This window comes from Hyphomicrobium sp. D-2 (assembly GCF_029872155.1).
In the GTDB taxonomy this organism is placed as follows: Bacteria; Pseudomonadota; Alphaproteobacteria; order Rhizobiales; family Hyphomicrobiaceae; genus Hyphomicrobium_A.
Genome location: NZ_JARXLA010000008.1, coordinates 518,365 through 540,695, shown reverse-complemented (window position 1 = coordinate 540,695; position 22,331 = coordinate 518,365). Strand labels below are relative to the sequence as shown.

Here is a 22,331-nt window from a genome sequence, read left to right as displayed (position 1 = left end):
CGACACGAGGCGTTTTTATGAGCTTGCAAACACGTATGCGCGAAAAGTTGATAGTGGCACTACGCCCGACACGTCTCGACGTGGTCAATGAGTCGCACCTGCATTCGGGCCATGCTTCATCTCCCGGCACGGGCGAAAGCCACTTCCGGCTTTTGATCGTGTCGGAAGCCTTTGCAGGCAAATCACGGATCGAGCGACACCGCATCGTGAATGATGTCGTGCGCGATGAACTTCGCGATGGCGTGCATGCGCTGGCCATCAAGGCGCTGGCACCGGGCGAGCCCGTTTGAGTGTCCGGCTGCCGGCAAATGTCAGCAGCGAAAAAGCGGCGCCGCTCATCTGCATACCCCATAAAGAGAAAGTCTCGCCTCCGCGTGAGCGAAGGCGAGACCTCGGACTTTAGAACCGTCTGGCTCCGTCCGGCGCTTAGCGCCAGTGACGGTGCTTGTAATGACGGTGCTTATAGTGGCGATGCTTGTAGTGGTGGTGATGGCGCTTGTAATAGCGCTTCTTCCAATGCTTACGGTGATGGCGGTAATGCGCCTTCTCAACGGTAGCACCGGCTTCACCAACGGTTGCCAGCTTGCCGAGGACGTTGCCCGCAGCGGGAGCAGCCTGGGCGCTGCCAACAGCAACAACGCACGCCAGTGCGCCAGCTACAGCGGCCAGAGGGAGAATTCTCTTCATGATTGGCTCCTTTATATGTCTCGCGCGTCAATCTTTTTTCGCGCGTTGCATGCGGCGAACACCATCAGCACGCGCTGTTCAGGATCTCGCTCACGACATCCATGAGCCCAGATTTGGCTTTGGCACCTGAACCTAATCTGAACGAAAATGTTCAGATTGAGTGAAGCTTATATTCATTGCTGCAAAGCGTTTCGCGCCGCGCGGGCCGCCAACACATCCGCCGGACTGATCCGCAACGCCGTGATTTTATTGCGCGTTTTCCGCAGTATCTCGAACCTGTGACCGTAGAACGTGAATGCCTGCCCTGGCTCCGGGATCGTCTGCGCTTCATGAATGACAAGGCCGGCAACGGTCGTCGCTTCCTCATCAGGAAGGTTCCATCCCATCTGACGGTTGAGATCGCGCACCGTCACCGTGCCATCGACATTGACGGTTCCATCGGCCTGCACACGGATCGCCGTATCGTGCGCGTCGTGTTCATCGGAAATCTGGCCGACAATCTCCTCCAGAATATCCTCAAGCGTAATGAGGCCCTGCACTTCGCCGTACTCGTCAACCACCAGCGCCATCTGCGCCTTGCGCTTCAAAAACTGATTGAGCTGTTCCTTCAGCGGCGTGGTGTCCGGCACGAACCACGGCTCACCCGCAAAGCCCATGATATCGAGATTTGAAATGTCGCCCTTGGATCGCACCAGGGCCGACAGCAAATCCTTTGTGTGCAGAATACCGATGATGTTTTCCGGCTCATCGCGCCAGATCGGCACCCGCGTATATTGACTGCGTAGCAACTCATCGACGATCTCTTCCGGCGGATCGTCGGCATCTATGGTCGCCATCTTGGTACGATGCACCATGATGTCGGAGACATGCAGATCGCCAAGATCGAGCACGCCGCCCAGCATGTCAGCATCGTTGCGCTCAACCGAGCCTTCCATCTTCTGCAGCTCGATGGTGCCGCGGATTTCCTCATGCGCAGCGAGAATGTTTGCTTCGTCATCCACCGTCGTCGGTGTCAGCTTCAGGAAGAAGCGGACAATGAACTCAATTGCGATATTGATGGGGTTGAGAATGATCGTCATCACACGCATGATCGGCGCAACGATCAAAGCCATGCGGTCGGAATAGGCCAGCGCATAGGTCTTCGGCAGCACGGCCGCGAAGATGACGATCATCAGCGTCATCACCGCCGTTGCGTAGACGACGCCAACTTCGCCGAACAGCAGCACCGCCACACCGGAAGCCAGCGCCGAGGCAAGCACATCCACCAGCGTGTTGCCGATGAGGATGGTGCCAATCATCTTTTCCGGCCTGGAAAGCAGCCGGTTGACCATTGCCGCGCGCGGATTGCCTTCCTGCTCCAGCGCATGCATGCGCGCGCGGGACGCAGCTGTCAGCGCCGTCTCACTGCCATTGAAGAAAGCAGACAGCACAATCAGCAGCAGAATGACTGCGATTATCAGAATGGTGACCAGAGACATGGCGCGCGATCTTCGCTTTACGTGGGGTTGCAGCTACCGGACTTGGCGCAACGGCCGACGCCATCCATAGCATAGCTCCATGCATCGAAGGTTAGCGCCCGGCTAACAGGTGCAACCGGGCGCATCCGGAATGCCGGTCACACCGCGCCGGGTGGCAAGACTCGGCCCGTCAGACCGCCTCGCCGGCAAGAAACGCGCGCACCTCATCACCCGCCACGTTGCGCGCAATGTAAGCCTTGCCGATGCCATGCGTGAGGATGAACGTGAGCTGGCCACGCTGCACCTTCTTGTCCTGCGCCATCAGCTTCATCATCGCTTCGATATCGGGCTTGTCGCCGGGAATTTCCGCGATGGTGGTGGGCAATCCAACTGCCGCGAAGTGTGCGGCCGTGCGCTCAGCATCCGCTGCCGTGCAATCGCCGCGCAACGCCGAGAAACGGAACGCAAGGCACATGCCTATGGCGATGGCTTCGCCATGCAGGAGACGGTCGGAATAACCGCACCACGCTTCAAACGCATGCCCGAACGTGTGACCAAGGTTCAGAAGCGCCCGCTCGCCCTGCTCGGTTTCGTCGCGGCCCACGATGCCAGCCTTCGCCTTTACGCTCGTTTCAACCGCGTGTGTCAGCGGCTCCGCCTCAAGCGCGAACACGGCCGGATAGTTCTGCTCCAGCCAAACGAAAAACGCTTCATCGCCCAGCAAACCATACTTGACCACTTCGGCATAGCCAGCGCGCAACTCGCGCGGCGAAAGCGTGCGCAAAACGTCGGTGTCGGCCAGCACAAGCCCCGGCTGATGGAACGCACCGATCAGGTTCTTGCCCTGCGGCGTGTCGATGCCAGTCTTGCCACCGACGGACGAATCCACCTGCGCCAGCAGCGAAGTCGGCACCTGCACGAAGCGCGCGCCGCGACGCAAAATGGCAGCCGCAAAACCGGCGAGATCGCCGATAACACCACCGCCCAGCGCAACAACGAGATCGCCGCGCTCCAGCCCCATTTCCAGCAACTGCTCGCACAACGGTGCAAGCTGACGGAAGCTTTTGGTCGATTCACCCGGCGGCAGAATGATGGAGCCAAGCAGTTGCTTGTCGACGTTGAGCGATGCCTCAAGCGTATCGAGATGGTGCCCAGCAACGTTTGCGTCGGTGACGATGGCATAGCGCGCGTTGCCCAGCCGCTCCGCGATCAATTCACCCGCGCGTGCAACCAGCCCCGGCCCGATCAGCACATCATAGGCGCGGTTGCCAAGAGGCACGTTGACCGTGCGCACGGATGCGCTGGCAGCGGTGACATCAGTCATCAGGAATTCTCCGAGGGGGCAGCAACGTCGCGCAGCACGCGACTGACAATTTCATCAACGATCACTTCATGCGGCACGTCACGGCTTTCAACCGTCAGATCGGCCGTCTCATACACCGGATAGCGCTTCGCCATCAGATCGCGCAGCACCGCTTCCGGATCGGCAACCTTAAGCAACGGGCGGTGCCCGCGCTTGCCGACACGGCGCACCAAAAGCGGCAACTCAGCCCGCAGCCAGATGGAAACGCCGTCCTCAAGAATGGCTGCACGGGTCTCTTCGCACATGAATGCGCCGCCGCCCGTTGCCAGCACCTGCGGCCCGTTGCTCAGCAACCGCGTCACCACCTTGCGCTCACCCTCGCGGAAATAGGGCTCGCCGTGGTCGGCAAAGATCTCCTCGATCGATTTGCCAGCGGCTTTTTCAATCTCATCGTCCGCATCGACGAATGGCAGCCCCAGCCGCCCCGCCAGCCGGCGACCGATGGCCGACTTGCCACACCCCATCAGGCCGACAAGCACAATGGAGCGCGGCCCGAGAATGGTGCGGATGTCTTGCTGGGTTTGCGCGTCTGCCATGTTCTTTCTCTTTCGGCCGGGGCCGAATCGACCGATGACGTGTTGATCGTTGCGAAAACCAGCTCGATTGCCACCATCGACGGTCATCAACAACGGGATTTGCCCCCACAGACTGGGCCGCCTACTTTGGATCATAGCCCGGCGCAAGCCATAATGACGCCAATTTGCAAAGTGACCAAAGCGGAGGGGACGGGATAGTCAGATGCCCAGCTTATTCCGATTTCTGTTTGTTGTAGGCAGCGCCGCCGCCATAATCACCGGCGCGCTCTATATACTTGCCACTGAATTCGAGCCGGAGCCGCGCACGGTTACAAAGCCGGTTCCGGGTGTGAAAGTCCGCTCCGAGTAACCCTGCCCCTGTGATGCGCAAGCGTATTTCCTTTTCTGGCCTCGGCATAGCTGCTGCCAGTGCCGCAATTGCGGTCGGCCTCCATTGCGCGCCCCTCGCCGCTCAGGACCGTTTTCATTCTGACCGCCCCAGCCAAGCGGGCGATTGGCAAGCCCCGATCAACAATGACGATGTCATCCGGCCCTCAGGCACCTACGACAGTTCGGTTGAAAGCACCGACCTGACGCCTGTTATGGCCGATGACGGCTCCGGCCTGCCGCTGGAACTGTGGCAGGGCATGAGCGTCAGCACGCTGGAAAAGCTGATCGCGGCAATCGAGATCCCGCCTCGATCGCCAGCGCTGCATCGGCTTTGGCTACGTCTGATCACCGCCAACCTTGATGCGCCAGCCGGCGCCAATGCCAATCGCCAGTTTCTGGCCCTGCGGCTGGAAATTCTTTATCGGTCCGGGCTCATTGAGGAGGCCCAGCGCCTGCTTGAAACGATGCCTGCGAATGACCCAGTCGTCGCTGTGCTGGCCGCCCGCAACGCTATCGCGATGGGGGATGAAGCCCGCGCATGCGAAGGGCTCAGGGCGGCGAAGGTCTCCGGCCAACTTCCCGGTCCGGTCATGGTCGATGCGGCACTGATATCCGGCCTGTGCGCCGCACTGGCTCAGGACGGAGCGGGCGCTGGTCTGGCGGCTGAACTGGCGCGCGATGCTGGCGCCAGTGGCAGCCTGGGTCTGAAAGCGCTGGATGCGCTGGCGATGGGTGGCAAGCCAGGCACCGCCGCCGTCGCTGGCGATGCCAACGTCGGGCTGATCGACTACCGGCTCATCAAACTGGCCGGCGGTGAGATTGATGAAAAGGCACTGATCAAGCGCGCAGCCCCCGCACTGCTGGCCTCGCTCACTCGCGATCGCACCGTTCCGCTCGGTGCGCGTCTGGCGGCCGGTGAGACCGCATTGAAGCTGAACGCTATCACGCTGGAACAACTCGCCGAGCTCTATCGGCATCTGCCACCCGGCGATGCAGTCATTTCAGATGCGCAGGGCACCGATACACCCGAACGGCGCGCTGCACTGTTTCTCGTCGCCGAGCGCGAAAACACGCCGCAAAAGAAGGTCCGCCTGATCCGCGCCTTCCTTGATGAAGCCAAGCACGCCGATTTCTATATGGCGGCGCTGCGCATGGTGTCGCCCCTGTCAGACACGCTGCAGCCGGCTCCAGAAATCGGCTGGTATTCTGAAACCAGTGTTGAAGTTGCATTGGCGGCCGGAAACTTCGGCAAAGCACGCCAATGGGCCGCATTCGGGTCCGACGCAAATGCCTCGGTCAGCGGCGGCCGTCTGGACCATTGGAGCGCGCTCATCGACATCGCCGAGGGCGCTCGCCCCGCCACCGAGCAGGATATGCGCCCGCTGGAAGACCTGGCCGTTCAGGGACGGCTCGACTCGGCCCTGCTGCACCGCCTCGCCACCGTGCTGGATGCGCTGAACTACAGCGTCCCGCTTCCCTTGTGGGAGCGCGCGAGCAGCACCTCGCAGCCGGCCGGTGGCCATCTGCCGGAAACCGGGGTGCTGACGGAGCTGCAGGACGCCGCCAAAAAACGTGAATTCGGCCGCACCGTGCTGCTGACCATGAAAACGCTTGGGGCTAATGGCGCGGAAGGCGCGCATATGATTGCCTTGGGTGATCTGATCCGCGCATTGCAGCGGACTGGGCTTGCACCGGACGCGCATAGTCTGGGATTCGAAGCGCTGTTCATGGCGTGGCCGCGGGCTGTAAGTAACTAGCGTCCAACCAAACGACGCGCGAAGTTCGCGCCTGCCGTCGAAGCACCAGCACCGCATCGGGCATCAGATATGGACGCAGGCCGAATACACATCGAAGCATTCCTTGAAATGCTTGGCGTTGAACGGGGCGCTGCCGCCAACACCATTGAAGCCTATCGCCGCGACCTGATGCAGCTTTGTGAGCACCTTGATGGCAGCGGCGTTGATCTGATCGCCACGTCCCCCGACGACATTGCACTCTGGCTGGAGCAACGCTCCGCCGAGGGCATCAGCGCAGCATCGCGCGCCCGCGCGTTGTCGGCCGCCCGGCAGCTGTTCCGTTTTCTGGTGGCCGAGGGGCATGCAGAGAATGATCCGACCGAAGGCCGTTCCGGTCCGCGCAAACCGCGCGCATTGCCCAAAACATTGAGCGTTGCCGAGGTTGACCGCCTGATCACCGCCGCCGCCCAGCGCGTTGAGGCCACCCTCGCGGCAGACGATGGGGTAGAGCACATCCGCGCGCTGCGCCTCTGCTGCCTTGTTGAGATGTTGTATGCCACAGGCATGCGCGTATCGGAGCTGGTGTCTCTGCCCCGCGCCGTGCTGGCTGGCGATCCGCGAGTACTCACCATCAGGGGCAAGGGCGGCCGCGAGCGGCTGGTGCCGTTGAACCGGTCAGCGCAGACCGCTCTCGCAGCGTACCTCGATGCGGTGACCGCCGCCGGGCGCATTTCCAACCGTTGGCTGTTCCCGTCCAAAAGCGCCGAAGGGCACCTGACGCGGCAGCGGTTCGGGCAGGATCTGAAGCAATTGGCGCTGGAGGCGGGGCTCGACCCCGAGCGCGTCAGTCCGCACGTGCTGCGGCATGCTTTCGCCAGCCACCTACTGGACCGGGGCGCGGACCTGCGAGCGGTACAGACGCTGCTCGGCCACGCCGACATCTCGACCACCGAGATCTACACCCACGTGCTGGAGGAGCGGCTGAAGAAGCTGGTGTTCCAGCACCACCCGCTGGCGAAACAAAGTAGCGGCAACGATTAACGTCTACGCTCCGGCCCAGCCCAAACCGGCACCGAATCCGGCCGGACGGACGCAGGAAATTAAGCCGCCTCCTACCGTCGCCTTGACATCGCCGAAGCTCTATCGTGATTGTCGCCCCAACATCCCTTAGGTCATACATGAGGACCGTCTTGGAGCGCTCCCCCATCCGCACTTACCTCGACTTCGAGAAGCCGATCGCCGAGCTGGAAAGCAAGGTCGCCGAGCTGCGTGCGTTGGAGGACGACGAGCGCGCGGTCTCTATCGTCGATGAAATAAAGAAGCTGGAACAAAAGGCCCGCGCGGCCCTGGTCGACACCTATTCCAAGCTGACGCCCTGGCAGAAAACGCAGGTGGCCCGCCATCCGGACCGGCCCCATTGTCTCGATTTCGTCAAGGCGCTGATCGAGGACTTCACGCCCCTCGCCGGTGACCGCTACTTCGCCGAAGACGAGGCGATTGTCGGCGGTGTTGGCCGTTTTCGCGGCCGTTCGGTGGTCCTGATCGGCCATGAAAAGGGCTCCGATACCGAAAGCCGCATCCGCCACAACTTCGGCATGGCGCGGCCGGAAGGCTACCGCAAGGCCGTCCGGCTGATGGAAATGGCCGAGCGCTTCAACATGCCGGTCATCACGCTGATCGACACGGCAGGCGCCTATCCCGGCGTTGGCGCTGAGGAACGCGGCCAGGCCGAAGCCATCGCCCGCTCAACCGATTGCTGCCTCGCCATTGGCGTGCCGCTGATTTCGGTTGTGATTGGCGAAGGTGGCTCGGGCGGCGCCATCGCGATTGCAACCGCAAATCGCATTCTCATGCTGGAACACGCGATTTACACGGTAGCGTCGCCGGAAGCAGCCGCATCAATCCTGTGGCGCGACTCCGCCAAGGCTATCGATGCCGCTACCAACATGAAGATCACCGCGCAGGATCTCGACCAGCTCGGCGTGATCGACGCCATCATCACCGAGCCGATCGGCGGCGCTCACCGCGATCGCGCGGCGATCATGAAGGCAACGGGCGATGCCATTGAGCGCTCGCTGTCGGAGTTCGAAGGCAAATCCCCAGCGGAAGTTCGGCGCCAGCGCCATGCCCGCTTTATGGAAATTGGCCAATCCCTTTAATGGCTTAGCGGGCGACGCCAGCGCTTGAGCAGTCGCCCGCGCCAAATTTGCGTCGCATCGTGCAGCTAGACACAGACATGCGCCGCGGCGGGATGCTAATAACTGTCCTGCTAATGATTCAGTAACGTTAATCAAATCTTAAGGTTTTGGGATCGATGGTTGGGCATCGTGCGCCAGGGGCACATCGTATGCGTTCAATCAACCTTGGTGTTGCCGCCACGCGGCTTCGCTTAATTCCGGCCATTTTGGCAGTCGCGGGGGCATGTCTGCTCGCGGGCTGCAGCGGCCCTTCTATGACCGAGCTCTCGCGCGGCGAGACGCCTATCAGCACCGAGACCATGTCGATGCTCGGCCGCAAGGGCATGGATGCCGGCGCGCCAATCTTCGTGCGCATCTTCAAGGAAGAGTCGGAGCTGGAAGTGTGGAAGGCGCGCGACGACGGCCGCTTCTATCACTTCAAGACCTATCCAATCTGCAACTGGTCCGGCAACGTCGGTCCCAAGCGCGCCACCGGCGACAAGCAGGCGCCGGAAGGGTTCTATCGGGTCAGCAACAGCCAGATGAACCCGAACTCGCAGTATTACCTAGCCTTCAATCTCGGCTACCCGAACGCCTATGATCGCGCCCACGGCCGCACAGGCAGCGCGCTGATGGTGCACGGACAGTGCAAGTCCGTCGGCTGCTATGCGATGACCGACGCGCTGATGGAAGAGATCTACGTCATCGCCCGTGAGGCGCTGCGCGGCGGGCAGGAAGCGTTTGAAGTGCACGCGTTCCCGTTCCGCATGACGAAGCAGAATCTCGCTCGCCATGCCGGTGACCCCAACATGGGCTTCTGGAAAACGCTGCAGCAGGGCCACGACTTCTTCGAGCGCTATCGCATGCCGCCATCGGTGGCCGTTTGCGAGCGCCGCTATGTCGTCAACGTGAAGTTCGCGCCCAACGCTTCCGTACAACCCGATGCAGCCTGCCCGCCGTTCTATCGGCCGCAGTTTGAGCCTTTTACGCCAAGGCCTTATGAGCAGCAGGTGGCTGAGGAGCGCATTCACGCGCCGGGGCCGAAGACACGTCAGTTCTATGCTACCGTGACGCCGCCGAAGCCAACACCCGCAACGCGCGGCAACGCCACGTTGGCACCGGCCTTCGCTCTCGGTGGTCCTCCTGTCGATGCTCCGACCGAAACCGGCAGCACTTCCCCTGCGCCCTGAGATGCTGAACGCGCCAGCGCCAACCATGGATGCTGCGGCTGCCTCGACGTATCGCGTCATGTCCGACGTCACGTTGCGCCAGCATGAAAACATCGGCATGTTGCGCTGATGGTTGGTCGCAAGCAAAGCCGTTGGCGCTCAGTACTTCTCTTTATCGCGGTGCTCGCCACCGTCATTGCAGGTGTTGGCTATCTATTCTGGCCGCAGATCTATCCTCTTATTGAAGATGAGCTGATCTACGCGCGCAAAGCCAAGCACTGGGCAACCTATTCCAGCGGCGCAGCGCTGCCCGGCACACCCGATCCCGCAAATCTGAAACAGCGCCTCGCCGACCGCGGGATGGAACTTGGCGCCCCCATTTTCATCCGCATCTTCAAACGCGACTTCGAGCTTGAAGTGTGGATGAACCGCAACGGCCGCTACGAGTTGTTCGAGACCTATCCGGTCTGCATGTGGTCAGGCGGATTAGGCCCCAAGAAAAGGGAAGGAGACAAGCAGGCACCCGAGGGGTTCTACACAGTCGAGCCGACGTCGCTGAACCCCAACAGCAAGTATCACCTGTCGTTCAATCTTGGTTATCCGAATGCTTTCGATCGGAGCCACGGACGGACAGGATCGTTTCTGATGGTTCACGGCGACTGCCGTTCCATCGGATGTTATGCGATGACTAATCGCGTTATTGATGAAATTTGGTCCTTATTGACCTCTGCCTTCTCGGCAGGGCAAAAGCACGTGCAGGTACAAGCGTTCCCGTTCCGCATGACAGAGACAAATATGTCACTGCATGCGTCGAATCCGAACAACGGATTCTGGCGGCAACTCAAGGTAGGGCACGACGCGTTCCTGCGTGATGGTGTCCCACCGATCGTGAGCGTCTGCGATGGACGGTACGCGATCAAGCCCGGAAATGGGGATGCGGGCGACGGTGCGCCCATTGAGGTTAACTGCCCTGCGACGTGAGTCGCAGTTGACATTAACGCCTCAATTTTTCACCTGCCCGTCAACGCCAGCAGAAGAAGAGTAAGAGAGTTTCAATATGCTGACCAATACTGAAACAATTCGTGCGCGCCGCGAAAGCATCGGCGAAGTCGCCGTTGGCACGCACCCTGCAAAAGCGACGGCATGACGAAGTCGATCGCTTACATCAAGCGCGCTGCTCTTACCGTGTGCGCTGCCGTCGCCATCCTAGGGCCTTCCGGGACCGCGCCGGCGTATTCATTGGATATGACGGAAATCGACAAGCTGCGCACTGAGCGCAAGCGGGCGAACAAGTCAGGTAAACTGCCGCTTCCAGGCACGCCTGACCTCAACCGCCTCGATGAACGTCTTTCTGAAGCCAAAATCACGCCCGACACGCCGCTCTTCTTCCGCTTCTTCAAGGCGGAATCCGAGATGGAGATCTGGGCGGGCGATGAGAACGGCAACTACAGCCTCTTCGCCACCTATCCGATTTGCTATTGGTCCGGAAAACTGGGGCCAAAGCTTAAGGAAGGTGACAAGCAGGCGCCCGAAGGCTTCTACACGATTAACCTTGAGCAGAGCTACCACAAGGGCCCACGCTGGCCGCGGTCGCTTAACCTCGGGTATCCAAATCCGTTCGATAAAATCAACCTTCGTTCCGGTTCGTACATCCTGATCCACGGTGGATGCTCATCCGTCGGCTGCTTCGCAATGACGAATGCATCCAGCAAGGAAATCCACAAGCTTGCAACCCAGGCGCTAGAAGGCGGCCAGTCGCACATCCCCGTGCACGTGTTCCCGTTCCGCATGACGGAGGAGAACTTCGCCAAGTATGATGCTCCAAAGTGGCAGGGCTTCTGGCGTAACCTGAAGGAAGGCTACGACCTCTTCGAGCGCACCAAACGCCCGCCGCGCGTCAGCGTCTGCGGCCTGCGCTACACTGTTTCAGCCTCGGACCGCCTTGAAGGCGTTAACCCTGGCCCGCTCCAGGTATGTCCCGAAACGGAACAGGTCATCGCGGATCTGTCTCACATCAACAAGCGCGTTGCTGAGCAGCCGCAGGTGAAGCCGCAGACGACCGAGATCAAGACGGCGTCTATCTCTGGTCCGGCCGCTTACTTTACCGGCCCAACCGCTTCCCGGGTGATCGCCAACCGCCTCGGCGACAACTTCGAGCTGCAGCTTGCGCCGCAGACGTCCCGCGAAGGCATCAGCCCGCTGCTGAGCAAGCCGTTGCAGTGTTCGCTAGCCCTGCCGAGCTGCCGCAAGTATGCCGACCTGCGCGAGCAGATCGCTCACAAGACGGCCCTGAAGCTTGAAGAGCCGAAGCGCGAGAAGGCACGCGCGCCGAAGAAGAAGAAATCGGCGACCAAAAAGAAGAAGCGTTCGAGCAAAAGCTCTCGCCGCACCTCCAGCGTCGTTGGCGAAACCCGACACGCCAGCTCCGGTGAGCATCGCCGCTGGAACGAAGTTCAGAGCGTGAGCTTCAACAACTAAAGCACCACCACCCACGATTGCCCGCGCGGCACACGCGGGATCGATCGGCACGACAAAAACGCTCTGGATCAAAACGATCCAGGGCGTTTTTTTCGACCCCGTCACAAACTGGAACCGCCCATTTAGCTGCCGAAGCGCTCATGTCCCAAGCTTTCCGCTGAAGATGCCGCACGCTGACAATGCGCGCTCATCCAGCTTTACTTGCGCAGTTTTCCGCACGCGTGCGATACATACCCAGCAATCGCAACCATCGGAATTGACACATGACGCGCCCCGTTCCGCAGCAGATCGAACGCATTATCGAAACAGTCATTTTCGCCAGCCGCTGGATATTGGCGCCGTTCTATCTAGGCCTTTCGCTGGCGCTCATCGTGCTGCTCATCAAGTTCATTGCCGAGCTGGTGCACATTGCCGCCACCGCGTTCACCGCAACGGAGTCGCAGGTCATCCTCGGGCTGCTGGCGCTGGTCGATCTGTCGTTGACCGCCTCGCTGATCATCATCGTGATCTTCTCCGGCTATGAGAATTTCGTGTCGAAGATCGACCACTCCGAGCACCGCGACTGGCCCGAGTGGATGGGCACGATTGATTTCACCGCACTGAAGATCAAGCTGCTGGGTTCGATCGTCGCTATCTCCGCCATCCAGCTGTTGAAGCAGTTCATGTCCGTCAACACTGTATCGGATCGCGATCTGTTCTGGTTGGTTACGATCCACGTCGTGTTTGTTGTGTCCGGCCTGTTGATGGCATTGTCAGACCGCATCTCCGGAGCCCACAAATCCAGCGATGATGGAGCAAAAGGTAAGCACGCGACGCCTGTCGCTGCTCCGGCCGTAACGGCGGGCGATCCCGTTGGCGACGGCAAGCAAGCCTGATCCCGCAGTTTACCGTGAACGATAGGCCCCAACCGCAAAACGCTGCCGCACCGGATACAACAGACGCTGTGTCCGGTGCAGGCCGCAGCGGCACGAGCAACCACCGCATCGTAATTGTCGGTGGCTATGGAGCCTTTGGCGCCAAGGTTGCAGAACGGCTCGCGCGCGATCCCGCGCTAAACATCATTATTGCGGGGCGCTCAAGCGCGAAGGCGCAAGCCTGCGCAGACAAGCTTACCCGTGCAGCTGGCCAGTGCATCAGCTCCACAGTGCTCGATGCCCAGACTGCCACCGCCGACGACATTCGTGCCCTTGCGCCAACGGTGCTGATCAATGCATCCGGCCCATTCCAGCAGCAGGATTACTCACTGGCGCGCGCGTGCATCGCGGCACACTGCCATTACATCGACCTGGCCGACGCAAGAGAGTTTGTGTGCGGCATAACCCAGCTTGATGAAGCGGCGCGGGCAGCAGGCGTGTGCGTAATATCCGGCGCCAGCTCTGTGCCCGGACTGTCATCGGCCGTTGTGTTGCAACTCAGTGAAGGCCTGCGCCATCTCGACGAAGTGCATATCGGCATCTCGCCGGGCAACGCCTTCGATCCGGGCCTCGCCACCACACGCTCCATCATCGGCGCCGCTGGCAAGCCGTTTGAAGCGCGCCGAGACCATGCCGCCGTCAAACGGTATGGCTGGCAAGGCCTGTCCCGCTACACGTTTCCTCTGATCGGGCGCCGCTGGATGTGCGACGTCGATGTGCCGGATCTGGAGCTGTTTCCGCGCCATCTGCCCGGCATCGCCAGCGTGCGCTTCACCGCCGGGCTGGAAGTCAGCGCCTATCATCTCGGGTTCTGGGCACTGTCGTGGCCCGCACGCTTCGGCATCGTCCGGTCGCTTGCGCCTCTGGCCAAACCGCTGCTGTGGCTGAAGCGCCGTCTGCACTGGCTTGGCAGCGATGCTGGCGGCATGTTCGTCCGCATTGAGGGCCGCGACCCGCGTTCGCGCATAACCCGCGCCTGGCATCTGATCGCACGCAACAACGACGGCCCCTATGTTCCGGCGATTGCGTCGGTTGTTCTGGCCCGCCGCCTCGTTGCCGAAACAGGCCCCGCCCCCGGCGCAATGGATTGCTTCGGGCTGTTCACGCTGGCGGAGTTTGAAGCGGAAGTGGCCGATCTCGATATCATCTCGAAGATAGACCTGCGCGGCCGCTGCTCCCCCTACGGCCCAGCGCGAAGCTAAGCCGCAAGCCGAACCTTTGACGTGCGCGCTGGAAATCGCCGCTGCGCCACCCACATGAGCATTAGGCTTGGTTCGCAGATAAGCTGCGCGTTCTCCTTACGCATCCGCGCACCAGTGCGAGCCGCAACGCCAATGCCGGAGTTCCCATGACAGCAAATGCGCCCCCGCAGGCCACGCCGCTAGAACCGCAAATCACGCCCAAGCCCGTCGATGCCGGCGTCCGTATAGGCCACGTGCACCTGAAGGTTTCCGATCTCGATCGCGCCCTGGCGTTTTACTGCGGTGTGCTGGGCCTGGAACTGACGCAGCGCTACGGCGACCAGGCTGCGTTCATTTCGGCCGGCGGCTATCACCACCACATCGGCCTGAACACCTGGGAGAGCAAGGGTGGCCTGCCGCCACCGCCGGGAACCACCGGCCTCTTCCACGTCGCGCTGCTGTATCCTACGCGCGCCGCACTGGCCGACGCACTGCGCCGACTGATCGAAGCTGGCGTGCCGCTGGATGGCGCCAGCGATCACGGCGTTAGCGAAGCGCTCTATCTGCGCGACCCTGATGAAAACGGCGTCGAGTTGTATTGGGACCGCGAGCCCGCCGACTGGCCGCGTGATGAAGCCGGGCACCTCAGCATGTTCACCCGACGGCTAGACCTAGACGGCCTGCTGCGAGAGGCAGCATGACACTCAAAATAATAGAATTTGCTGTTTAAAATCAGCAATATGCATGATTTAGATAATCTATTTTATTAGTTAGCCGCGCTGGAATAAAAAAGCGCCCCAGACCGTAGATCTGGGGCGCTTTTGTTTGAGCAATCCGGTTGGGCGAAGTGCTACTCGCGACCGTGGCAGTGCTTGAACTTCTTGCCGGAGCCGCAGGGGCAAGGCGCATTGCGCGCCACGCGTCCCCAGGTTGCCGGATCGGCCGGATCGAAATCTCCGGCGGCACGGCGGGTCTGCAACGGAGGCCGGCGCTCGCCGCTTTCGTCAAACTGGGCACGTGCGCCGCCTTCGATAGCCGCGTCAGCCATCGCCAGTTCGTCCATGCCAGAGAACGGATCCATGTGGCTGGCATGCATTTCCGGCAGCTCAGCCGGCTGCATGAAATCTGAATCCGGTGAAGCAAGCTCGATGTGCATCAGCTGGCCGGTGACCGCTTCGCGCAGATTGGCCAGCATGGCCTCGAACAGCACGAACGCTTCGCTCTTGTACTCGTTCAGCGGATCGCGCTGGCCATAGGCGCGGAAGCCGATCACCTGACGCAGATGCTCCAGCGTTACGAGGTGCTCACGCCAGAGGTGATCCAGCGTCTGCAGCACCACCATCTTTTCGATCTGGCGGAAGTTCGCGTCGCCCAGCTCAGCTGCCTTGCGCTCAGCCTTCTCGTCGACTTCCTTCAGGATGCGCTCGGAGATTTCCTGATCGGCGATGCCTTCCTCGTTGGCCCAATCTTCAATCGGCAGATCGAGCCCGCATACGCCGTTGATCGCCTCACGCAGCCCCTTCGTATTCCACTGCTCGGCATAGGCCGTCTCGGGAATGTAACGACGGACAAGCTCTGCAACGAGCTGGTGGCGCAACTCCTTGACGGTCTCGGAGACATCCTCCTCGCCCATGATGTCGAGACGCTGATCGAAGATGACCTTGCGCTGGTCATTCATCACGTCGTCGTACTTCAGGATCTGCTTGCGGATGTCGAAGTTGCGCGCCTCAACCTTCTTCTGCGCCATCTCCAGGGACTTGTTCATCCACGGATGGGTGATGGCTTCGCCTTCCTGCAGGCCAAGCGTCTTCAGCACGCTGTCCATGCGGTTGGAACCGAAGATGCGCATCAGATCGTCTTCGAGCGACAGGTAGAACTTCGAACGGCCAGGGTCGCCCTGACGGCCGGAGCGGCCGCGAAGCTGGTTGTCGATGCGGCGGCTCTCGTGGCGCTCGGTGGCCAGAACATAAAGACCGCCAGCCTCAAGTGCCTTCGTCTTCCGTTCGGCCATCTGGGCCTGCAGTTCCTTGCGCTTGGCGGCCGTGGCAGCGGCGTCGGGCTCGCGACCCTGCTCGCGCTCAGCGGCAATCCAATCCTTCACGCTGGCGTCAACGTTGCCGCCCAGCTGGATGTCGGTACCGCGACCAGCCATGTTGGTGGCGATCGTGACAGCACCCGGCGCACCGGCCTGCGCAACAATGCCGGCCTCCTGCTCGTGATAGCGCGCGTTCAGCACCTTGTGCGGGATTGGCGATGCGTTGCCCTTGGCCTGCGCAGCCGCGTTGACCAGATAGTTGCCGATCTCGGTCAAGTAGTCCTTGTATTCCTGCTCCTTGGCGCCATTCAGCTTTTCAGCCTGCGCCAGCGCCTTGCGGCCAAGCTCCTGAATGTACTTCTTGTCTTTCAGCAACTCAGAAAGCTGCTCGGACTTCTCGATCGACACCGTGCCGACAAGGATCGGCTGACCACGGCGGCAGCAGTCGGCAATCGTCTGCACAATGGCTGCGTATTTCTCGCCGGCCGTGCGATAGATTTCGTCGTCTTCGTCCGCGCGCTGCACGACAACGTTGGTCGGAATCTCAACGACGTCGAGACCGTAAATGTCGAGGAACTCGCTAGCTTCCGTAGCAGCCGTACCGGTCATGCCGGCAAGCTTGTCATACAGACGGAAGTAGTTCTGGAAGGTGATCGAAGCCAGCGTCTGGTTTTCGGGCTGGATCTCGACGCGCTCCTTGGCTTCCAGCGCCTGATGCAGACCCTCGGAATAGCGACGTCCCGGCATCATGCGGCCGGTGAACTCGTCGATGATGACGACCTCGCCACCCTTCACGATATAATCGCGATCGCGCAGGAACAGCTTGTGGGCCTTCAGCGCGGAATTGATGTGATGGACCAGCGTGACATTCTCGATGTCGTAGAGCGAGCCGGTCATCAGGCCCTTTTCAGCCAGCATCACCTCGACGCGCTCGTTGCCCGTTTCGGTCAGCGAAACCTGACGCTGCTTTTCGTCGAGCTCAAAATCTTCAGCGACGAGCTTGGGGATGATGTCATCGACGGCCTGATACAGCTCAGCGCGATCCTCAAGCGGACCTGAAATGATGAGCGGCGTACGCGCTTCGTCGATCAGGATCGAGTCCACCTCGTCGACGATGGCGTAGAAATGGCCGCGCTGGACCATCTCCTCACGATCCATCTTCATGTTGTCGCGCAGGTAGTCGAAGCCCAGTTCGTTGTTGGTGGCGTAGGTCACGTCGCTGGCGTAGGCGGTCTTGCGCTCTTCATCGTCAAGGCCATGCACGATGTTGCCAACGGTCAGGCCAAGGAACTCATAGACCTTGCCCATCCACTCGGCGTCGCGCTGTGCGAGGTAGTCGTTGACGGTAACGACATGCACGCCCTTGCCGGTGAGCGCGTTGAGATACACAGGCAGCGTGGCAACCAGCGTCTTGCCTTCGCCGGTCTTCATCTCGGCGATCTTGCCTTCATGCAAAACCATGCCGCCAATGAGCTGCACATCGAAATGGCGCATGCCGAGTGCGCGCTTGGCGCCCTCGCGAACGGTAGCGAATGCCGGCACCAGAAGATCATCAAGCGTGACCGTGCCATCGGCGAGTTGCTGGCGGAACAATACCGTCCGCGCCCTGAGCTCGTCATCGGTCAGGCCCGTCAGCTCATCTTCGAGCGCATTGATCGCTTCGACGCGCGAACGGAAACCCTTTACGCGACGCTCATTTGACGACCCAAAAATCTTTGCCGCAAATCCACCAATCGTCGAAAGCATTCGCAGAATTCCCTATTGCCGGGCTTGACCGGGAGGTATTGGGTTTGCTGCCGTTGACGGGCTTTATCGGCGCTGATCCGCGGGCCCTGTTAAAGGCGCGCCGGATTCCACACTGGTAAGGTCACACACACGGCATGCGTCTAGAAGCGCCTCGGACGCAAATGGTTCGGTCGCCGGGGGAGAGATAAGGACCGCACCATAGGCTTGTCAACGCATTGGAAACCGTGGCAGCGCCCCTTTAATCACGGAAAAATCAGTCCTCATCTCTCCAATTCTTAACTTGGCAGCCTTTAACTCGCCCACTATCCATGGGCCCGGACCGGGCCGAACGGCCCGTTAACTGTCTAACTGGGGCCTGCCATCATATTGAAGGCGAGTCTCAAGCCAGCCAGCTAAAATCAAGAGATCAAACATGCATCGAGTTATTTCGAATATGCGCATTGCGACCGGACTGGCCTTTGGCGCTGCTCTTCTGTTGGCACTGCCGACCCCGGCCGCTGTCGCGCAGGAAGCGGCTGTCGACGCAGTGGTTGTTACAATCGACGGCAAGCCGATCACCCAGTCACAGCTGAAACTGGCCGAGGAAGAAATCGGCTCGGAGCTGAACTCGCTGCCGGAAAACGACAAGCGTCGCGCCCTGGCCGAGTACCTGATCGACAACACGCTGTTCGCCAATGCAGCGCTGGCTGAGAAACTGGACGAGACGGTCGAGTTCAAGAACTACATGGCCTATCTCAACCAGCGCGCCCTGCGCGAGCAGTACTTTGAGAAGTCTCTAAAGGGTGCTGTCGATGAGGAAGAGGCCAAGAAAATCTATCTGTCCCGCCTGAAGCAGATGCGCCCTGAGGAAGAATTCTCGGCTCGCCACATTCTGGTGAACAGCGAAGACAAGGCCAAGGAAATTCGCGCCAAGGTCGTAGGCGGCGAGGACTTCGCCAAGCTGGCCAAGGAAAACTCCATCGACCCCGTTTCCAAGGAAGATGGCGGTGACCTGGGCTATTTCGGTGTCGGCCAGATGCTGCCGGAGTTCGAGAACGCCATCTTGAAGCTGAAGGCTGGCGACATCTCCGAACCGATCAAGACGGCCTACGGTTGGCACGTGATCAAGCTGGAAGACCGCCGCAAGAAGGCTGCGCCGACGTTCGAGCAGGTACGCGATAACATCGTCAACTCGCTCGCCATCCATAAGGCACAGGAAAAGTCTTCGGACCTGCGCAACAAGGCCAAGATCGAGTACGTCGACCCGGAAATCAAAAAGACGGTCGAAGAGCACGCCAAGAAGCGCGAGGAGGCACTCGCCGCCGCTCGCAAGCAGCAGGAAGAAGCCCGGAAGAACGATGTCTCGCCGCCTCCGGCTGCCGCACCTGCAGAAGAAAAGAAGTAAGCGGCTGCAGGTGGCGGAGCGGTCCTCCACCTGACTGGCTTGCTGCAGTTGATCGGGTCGTCTGGAAACAGGCGGCCCGATTTGCGTTTGAGCCCCGGCTATCAGCTTGCCCTGTGCGCGGTTGCGGGATTTGCACTGAGGCGGGCGACGTTACAGAGCCTCCACCACGCGCCACCCCACTCGAACGGGGCGCGATCACGTGATAAACCGCGCCGGCAAGCGACACACTCGCTTCAAACGAACCTGAAAAACGTGGCGGCGCTGAAAGCCGTTTCATCCGCCTTGGAGCCAACCATGGGTAAACCCGCCCCCGTCTCGCCCTTCGCGCCCGCCAGCCTGCCCGCAGTGCCGGACGTGCCGGGAGTTGCATTTGCCACCGCCGAGGCCGGCATTCGCTACAAGGGCCGCACCGATCTGCTGCTGGCCGTATTTGCTCCGGGAACGACCGTGGCTGGCGTTCTAACCCGCTCCAAAACCCGCTCCGCTCCGGTCGACTGGTGCGCTGAAGGCTTGCGCCATGGCAACGCGCGCGCGCTGGTGGTCAATTCCGGCAACGCCAACGCGTTCACCGGCAAGAAGGGCCGCGAAGCAGTTGAGATTACCGCCGACGCTGCAGCCGATGCTGTTTCCTGCGCACCCGGCGAAGTTTTCATCGCCTCGACCGGCGTGATCGGTGAGCCGCTGGAAGCCGGCAAGTTTGCACATCTGCTGAAGGGGCTCGCCGCCTCGACGCGTGCAGACACCTGGCCCGATGCCGCCCGCGCGATCATGACCACCGACACGTTCCCCAAGCTGGCAACCCGCACCGTACGCATCGACGGGCATGAGGTTGTCATCAACGGCATGTGCAAAGGCGCGGGCATGATCCAGCCCGACATGGCGACCATGCTGTGCTTCGTAGCCACCGACGCACCGATCGCCGCTCCGGCACTGCAGAAGCTCGTTTCCAAAAGCGCTGACGAGACCTTCAACTGCGTGACGGTGGACAGCGACACTTCCACCAGCGACACGCTGCTGGTGTTCGCGACCGGCGAAGCGGAAAAGCGTGGCTGCCCGCGCATAACCGATGCCGCCGATCCGCGACTTGCAGACTTTGCAGCCACGCTGCACGACTTGCTGCGCGAACTCGCCATTCTGGTGGCCAAGGACGGCGAAGGCATCACCAAATTCGTCACCGTCGAAGTGGAAGGCGCGGCGTCTGACCTTGCCGCCAAACGCATCGCGCTTTCGATCGCCAATTCTCCGCTGGTGAAGACCGCCATCGCGGGCGAGGACGCCAACTGGGGCCGCGTTGTCATGGCCGTCGGCAAATCCGGCGAGGAAGCCGATCGCGACCGGCTGTCGATCAGCTTCGGCGACATCCAGGTGGCATCCGAAGGCGAACGCGCACCGAGCTACAGCGAAGAGGAAGTGTCGCGTTACATGCAGCAGCCCGAGATTACCGTGCGCGCCGACATCGGCATCGGCACCGGACGGGCCACCGTGTGGACCTGCGATCTCACCCATGGCTACATCGACATCAACGCGGACTACCGCAGCTAATCTGCGGAACAATCAGGCGCGGCGATCTCACAAATTCTGCGGAGGCATAACGCATGGAACCCGGCTTTTGGCGCAGCCGCTGGCAGAAGCAGGAAATCGGCTTTCATCAGGCCGACTATCACGGTCTGCTGCTGGAGCATTGGGCCGATCTGAAGGTGCCTTCGGGAACCGACGTATTCGTTCCGCTGTGCGGCAAAAGCCTCGACATGGTCTGGCTGGCGGAGCAGGGGCACCGGGTGATCGGTGCCGAGTTGAGCGAACTGGCAGTGGATGCGTTTTTCGCCGAGCGTGGTCTGATACCTGACGTCCGCACGGAAGGCGTGTTCACTGTAAAGTCCGCCGGCCCATACGAGATCTGGTGCGGTGACTTCTTCGAGATGCCGTCGGATGCATTGCGCAATGTAGCCGGCGTGTTCGACCGTGCCGCGCTTATCGCGCTGCCGCCCGGCATGCAGCAGCGCTATGCGGAAAAGATTGCCGAGATCGTTCCCACCACCGCGCCAATGCTCATCATCACGCTGGAATATGACCCTGCGCAGATGTCGGGGCCGCCGTTCACAACACCGCGCGTGCAGGTTCACAATCTGTACGACGCCGAGTTCGACGTTCAGGAAATTGACTGCCGCGACGTGATGGAAACGCATCCGCACTTTGCAGCGCGCGGCCTGACCTCACTTGAGGAATGTGCGTTCGTGCTGCGCCGACGCTGATCAGCCCGCGCTGCCACAAATATAAAAAAGCCCGCCCGTAGCGCGCCAAGGATGCGCTACGGACGGGTAATAGACCCCGAAAGAGCTTTGCATTCTGGGGACAGGGATCCCCTGATGAATTTCAAAGCTACTTCCTGTTTAGACCGGCCATTTCGCCGCGTCTGTTGGCCTATGGTACATCCCGGTTCCATTGGTGCCTGGCCGGCTCCAAATGGTGCCAGGGGTGCAAGTGATTATCGCGCGTAGCGATAGTTGTAGCGCGGGCCGGGCTTCTTGCCGTGGCGATGATGATCGCGGCACACCTTCACCCACTTCGTACGCTTCTTACCCCACTTACCCTTCACGACCTGCTTGGTCATGTGGCAACGATAGCCATCGCGCGGTGCGGCTTCGGCAGGTGCAGGCGCCATTGCAATTGCGAGGGGGGCGGCCAAAGCGGCCATCGCGACGAAATACTTCATGATCATCTCCTCAATATCTTTGTTCGCGTCATCTTCTGGACGCTTGCTCCGGGGGAAGCAAAATAAGAACGCCGCGAGCGCGCTCAGTCCGTCGCTCGGTTAAAATAATCGGGCGATGTCGATCCTTTTGCCCACAGGTGTTTGAACCGCAGCGCGCATCGGCACTCACCACTGTCCGCGAACACATTTATCGATGGAATTCGAACGGTGCCCGGTGCGTAATTTCCAGCAGAAATACCTAAGTCCTTTATCGTAGTGACGAAAATTGGCCACGCGGCTGGCTCCAAAACGCCTGATGGCGGTTTGCGGGCTGACATTCAAGGCCGAAGGCTTCATACTCCGCGACTGGAGAATCAACGGCTTAGACTGTCGCCGATATTTGTGCC

20 protein-coding genes are annotated in these 22,331 nt (G+C 60.8%); 14 read left to right on the top strand and 6 right to left on the bottom strand.

The window, feature by feature from the left end; all coding sequences use genetic code 11:
* Nucleotides 1-17: 17 nt before the first annotated feature.
* Nucleotides 18-290 carry a BolA family protein gene (locus QEZ49_RS15010; protein ID WP_083509732.1) on the top strand — a complete coding sequence of 91 codons (273 nt, stop codon included), beginning with the start codon at nucleotides 18-20 and terminating at the stop codon, nucleotides 288-290.
* 136 nt (nucleotides 291-426) lie between these two features.
* Here the strand turns inward: QEZ49_RS15010 and QEZ49_RS15005 are convergent, their stop codons facing one another.
* The 4 genes from QEZ49_RS15005 to QEZ49_RS14990 form a co-directional block, all read right to left on the bottom strand.
* Nucleotides 427-687 carry a hypothetical protein gene (locus tag QEZ49_RS15005; RefSeq protein WP_280388152.1) on the bottom strand — a complete coding sequence of 87 codons (261 nt, stop codon included), beginning with the start codon at nucleotides 685-687 and terminating at the stop codon, nucleotides 427-429.
* Nucleotides 688-860: 173 nt separating this feature from the next.
* A complete protein-coding gene (locus tag QEZ49_RS15000; protein ID WP_280388151.1) occupies nucleotides 861-2,165 on the bottom strand; it encodes an HlyC/CorC family transporter in 1,305 nt (434 codons plus the stop codon).
* Nucleotides 2,166-2,334: 169 nt separating this feature from the next.
* Nucleotides 2,335-3,468 (bottom strand): 3-dehydroquinate synthase, encoded by a 1,134-nt coding sequence (gene aroB / locus QEZ49_RS14995; protein ID WP_280388149.1) that lies wholly within the window; start codon nucleotides 3,466-3,468, stop codon nucleotides 2,335-2,337.
* Nucleotides 3,468-4,043 carry a shikimate kinase gene (locus QEZ49_RS14990; RefSeq protein WP_280388147.1) on the bottom strand — a complete coding sequence of 192 codons (576 nt, stop codon included), beginning with the start codon at nucleotides 4,041-4,043 and terminating at the stop codon, nucleotides 3,468-3,470. Before QEZ49_RS14990 ends, aroB begins: the two co-directional genes overlap by 1 nt.
* Nucleotides 4,044-4,245: 202 nt before the next feature.
* On the opposite strand from QEZ49_RS14990, the gene QEZ49_RS14985 reads away from it, so the two are divergent.
* From QEZ49_RS14985 to QEZ49_RS14940, 10 genes are all read left to right on the top strand, one after another.
* Nucleotides 4,246-4,392, top strand: a complete 147-nt coding sequence (locus QEZ49_RS14985) for a hypothetical protein (protein ID WP_173952752.1) — start codon at nucleotides 4,246-4,248, stop codon at nucleotides 4,390-4,392.
* Nucleotides 4,393-4,405: 13 nt separating this feature from the next.
* Nucleotides 4,406-6,169 (top strand): hypothetical protein, encoded by a 1,764-nt coding sequence (locus QEZ49_RS14980; RefSeq protein ID WP_280388144.1) that lies wholly within the window; start codon nucleotides 4,406-4,408, stop codon nucleotides 6,167-6,169.
* Between the two features lie 69 nt (nucleotides 6,170-6,238).
* Nucleotides 6,239-7,189: a site-specific tyrosine recombinase XerD gene (locus QEZ49_RS14975; protein WP_280388142.1), complete on the top strand. Its 951-nt coding sequence runs from the start codon at nucleotides 6,239-6,241 to the stop codon at nucleotides 7,187-7,189.
* A 137-nt stretch (nucleotides 7,190-7,326) separates the two neighbouring features.
* On the top strand, nucleotides 7,327-8,307 hold the full coding sequence (locus QEZ49_RS14970) for an acetyl-CoA carboxylase carboxyltransferase subunit alpha (RefSeq protein WP_280388140.1): 981 nt from the start codon (nucleotides 7,327-7,329) through the stop codon (nucleotides 8,305-8,307).
* Between the two features lie 293 nt (nucleotides 8,308-8,600).
* The gene (locus QEZ49_RS14965) at nucleotides 8,601-9,515 is read left to right on the top strand and encodes a murein L,D-transpeptidase family protein (RefSeq protein ID WP_280388138.1); all 915 of its coding nucleotides are present in this window, start codon (nucleotides 8,601-8,603) and stop codon (nucleotides 9,513-9,515) included.
* Between the two features lie 108 nt (nucleotides 9,516-9,623).
* Nucleotides 9,624-10,475: a murein L,D-transpeptidase family protein gene (locus QEZ49_RS14960; RefSeq protein WP_280388136.1), complete on the top strand. Its 852-nt coding sequence runs from the start codon at nucleotides 9,624-9,626 to the stop codon at nucleotides 10,473-10,475.
* A 162-nt stretch (nucleotides 10,476-10,637) separates the two neighbouring features.
* The gene (locus QEZ49_RS14955) at nucleotides 10,638-11,972 is read left to right on the top strand and encodes a L,D-transpeptidase family protein (protein ID WP_280388134.1); all 1,335 of its coding nucleotides are present in this window, start codon (nucleotides 10,638-10,640) and stop codon (nucleotides 11,970-11,972) included.
* Nucleotides 11,973-12,235: 263 nt separating this feature from the next.
* Nucleotides 12,236-12,847, top strand: coding sequence for a TIGR00645 family protein (locus QEZ49_RS14950; protein ID WP_280388133.1), 612 nt, complete (start codon nucleotides 12,236-12,238; stop codon nucleotides 12,845-12,847).
* 14 nt (nucleotides 12,848-12,861) lie between these two features.
* Nucleotides 12,862-14,088 carry a saccharopine dehydrogenase NADP-binding domain-containing protein gene (locus QEZ49_RS14945; RefSeq protein ID WP_280388131.1) on the top strand — a complete coding sequence of 409 codons (1,227 nt, stop codon included), beginning with the start codon at nucleotides 12,862-12,864 and terminating at the stop codon, nucleotides 14,086-14,088.
* Between the two features lie 146 nt (nucleotides 14,089-14,234).
* On the top strand, nucleotides 14,235-14,768 hold the full coding sequence (locus QEZ49_RS14940; RefSeq protein ID WP_280388129.1) for a VOC family protein: 534 nt from the start codon (nucleotides 14,235-14,237) through the stop codon (nucleotides 14,766-14,768).
* Nucleotides 14,769-14,917: 149 nt separating this feature from the next.
* Here QEZ49_RS14940 and secA read toward each other — a convergent pair whose 3' ends face one another.
* Nucleotides 14,918-17,848, bottom strand: coding sequence for a preprotein translocase subunit SecA (gene secA / locus QEZ49_RS14935; RefSeq protein ID WP_280388127.1), 2,931 nt, complete (start codon nucleotides 17,846-17,848; stop codon nucleotides 14,918-14,920).
* A 412-nt stretch (nucleotides 17,849-18,260) separates the two neighbouring features.
* Here secA and QEZ49_RS14930 point away from each other — a divergent pair, with 412 nt between their 5' ends.
* The 3 genes from QEZ49_RS14930 to QEZ49_RS14920 all read left to right on the top strand — a co-directional run bounded on the left by QEZ49_RS14930 (nucleotide 18,261) and on the right by QEZ49_RS14920 (nucleotide 21,484).
* A complete protein-coding gene (locus QEZ49_RS14930) occupies nucleotides 18,261-19,232 on the top strand; it encodes a peptidylprolyl isomerase (RefSeq protein WP_280388125.1) in 972 nt (323 codons plus the stop codon).
* A 294-nt stretch (nucleotides 19,233-19,526) separates the two neighbouring features.
* Nucleotides 19,527-20,774: a bifunctional glutamate N-acetyltransferase/amino-acid acetyltransferase ArgJ gene (argJ, locus tag QEZ49_RS14925; protein WP_280388123.1), complete on the top strand. Its 1,248-nt coding sequence runs from the start codon at nucleotides 19,527-19,529 to the stop codon at nucleotides 20,772-20,774.
* A 53-nt stretch (nucleotides 20,775-20,827) separates the two neighbouring features.
* On the top strand, nucleotides 20,828-21,484 hold the full coding sequence (locus tag QEZ49_RS14920) for a thiopurine S-methyltransferase (RefSeq protein ID WP_280388120.1): 657 nt from the start codon (nucleotides 20,828-20,830) through the stop codon (nucleotides 21,482-21,484).
* 233 nt (nucleotides 21,485-21,717) lie between these two features.
* Here QEZ49_RS14920 and QEZ49_RS14915 read toward each other — a convergent pair whose 3' ends face one another.
* Nucleotides 21,718-21,945, bottom strand: coding sequence for a hypothetical protein (locus QEZ49_RS14915; protein ID WP_280388119.1), 228 nt, complete (start codon nucleotides 21,943-21,945; stop codon nucleotides 21,718-21,720).
* Between the last annotated feature and the right edge of the window lie 386 nt (nucleotides 21,946-22,331).

Excerpts from the sequence above, each read along its gene's own strand:
- QEZ49_RS14965 (WP_280388138.1), top strand. The coding sequence starts at position 8,601 with ATGACCGAGCTCTCGCGCGGCGAGACGCCTATCAGCACCGAGACCATG.
- QEZ49_RS15005 (WP_280388152.1), bottom strand. The coding sequence starts at position 687 with ATGAAGAGAATTCTCCCTCTGGCCGCTGTAGCTGGCGCACTGGCGTGC.
- aroB (WP_280388149.1), bottom strand. The coding sequence starts at position 3,468 with ATGACTGATGTCACCGCTGCCAGCGCATCCGTGCGCACGGTCAACGTG.
- QEZ49_RS14955 (WP_280388134.1), top strand. The coding sequence starts at position 10,638 with ATGACGAAGTCGATCGCTTACATCAAGCGCGCTGCTCTTACCGTGTGC.
- QEZ49_RS15010 (WP_083509732.1), top strand. The coding sequence starts at position 18 with ATGAGCTTGCAAACACGTATGCGCGAAAAGTTGATAGTGGCACTACGC.
- QEZ49_RS14950 (WP_280388133.1), top strand. The coding sequence starts at position 12,236 with ATGACGCGCCCCGTTCCGCAGCAGATCGAACGCATTATCGAAACAGTC.
- QEZ49_RS14980 (WP_280388144.1), top strand. The coding sequence starts at position 4,406 with ATGCGCAAGCGTATTTCCTTTTCTGGCCTCGGCATAGCTGCTGCCAGT.
- QEZ49_RS14960 (WP_280388136.1), top strand. The coding sequence starts at position 9,624 with ATGGTTGGTCGCAAGCAAAGCCGTTGGCGCTCAGTACTTCTCTTTATC.
- QEZ49_RS15000 (WP_280388151.1), bottom strand. The coding sequence starts at position 2,165 with ATGTCTCTGGTCACCATTCTGATAATCGCAGTCATTCTGCTGCTGATT.
- QEZ49_RS14930 (WP_280388125.1), top strand. The coding sequence starts at position 18,261 with ATGCATCGAGTTATTTCGAATATGCGCATTGCGACCGGACTGGCCTTT.
- QEZ49_RS14970 (WP_280388140.1), top strand. The coding sequence starts at position 7,327 with ATGAGGACCGTCTTGGAGCGCTCCCCCATCCGCACTTACCTCGACTTC.
- QEZ49_RS14920 (WP_280388120.1), top strand. The coding sequence starts at position 20,828 with ATGGAACCCGGCTTTTGGCGCAGCCGCTGGCAGAAGCAGGAAATCGGC.
- QEZ49_RS14985 (WP_173952752.1), top strand. The coding sequence starts at position 4,246 with ATGCCCAGCTTATTCCGATTTCTGTTTGTTGTAGGCAGCGCCGCCGCC.
- QEZ49_RS14940 (WP_280388129.1), top strand. The coding sequence starts at position 14,235 with ATGACAGCAAATGCGCCCCCGCAGGCCACGCCGCTAGAACCGCAAATC.
- secA (WP_280388127.1), bottom strand. The coding sequence starts at position 17,848 with ATGCTTTCGACGATTGGTGGATTTGCGGCAAAGATTTTTGGGTCGTCA.
- QEZ49_RS14990 (WP_280388147.1), bottom strand. The coding sequence starts at position 4,043 with ATGGCAGACGCGCAAACCCAGCAAGACATCCGCACCATTCTCGGGCCG.
- argJ (WP_280388123.1), top strand. The coding sequence starts at position 19,527 with ATGGGTAAACCCGCCCCCGTCTCGCCCTTCGCGCCCGCCAGCCTGCCC.
- QEZ49_RS14915 (WP_280388119.1), bottom strand. The coding sequence starts at position 21,945 with ATGAAGTATTTCGTCGCGATGGCCGCTTTGGCCGCCCCCCTCGCAATT.
- QEZ49_RS14975 (WP_280388142.1), top strand. The coding sequence starts at position 6,239 with ATGGACGCAGGCCGAATACACATCGAAGCATTCCTTGAAATGCTTGGC.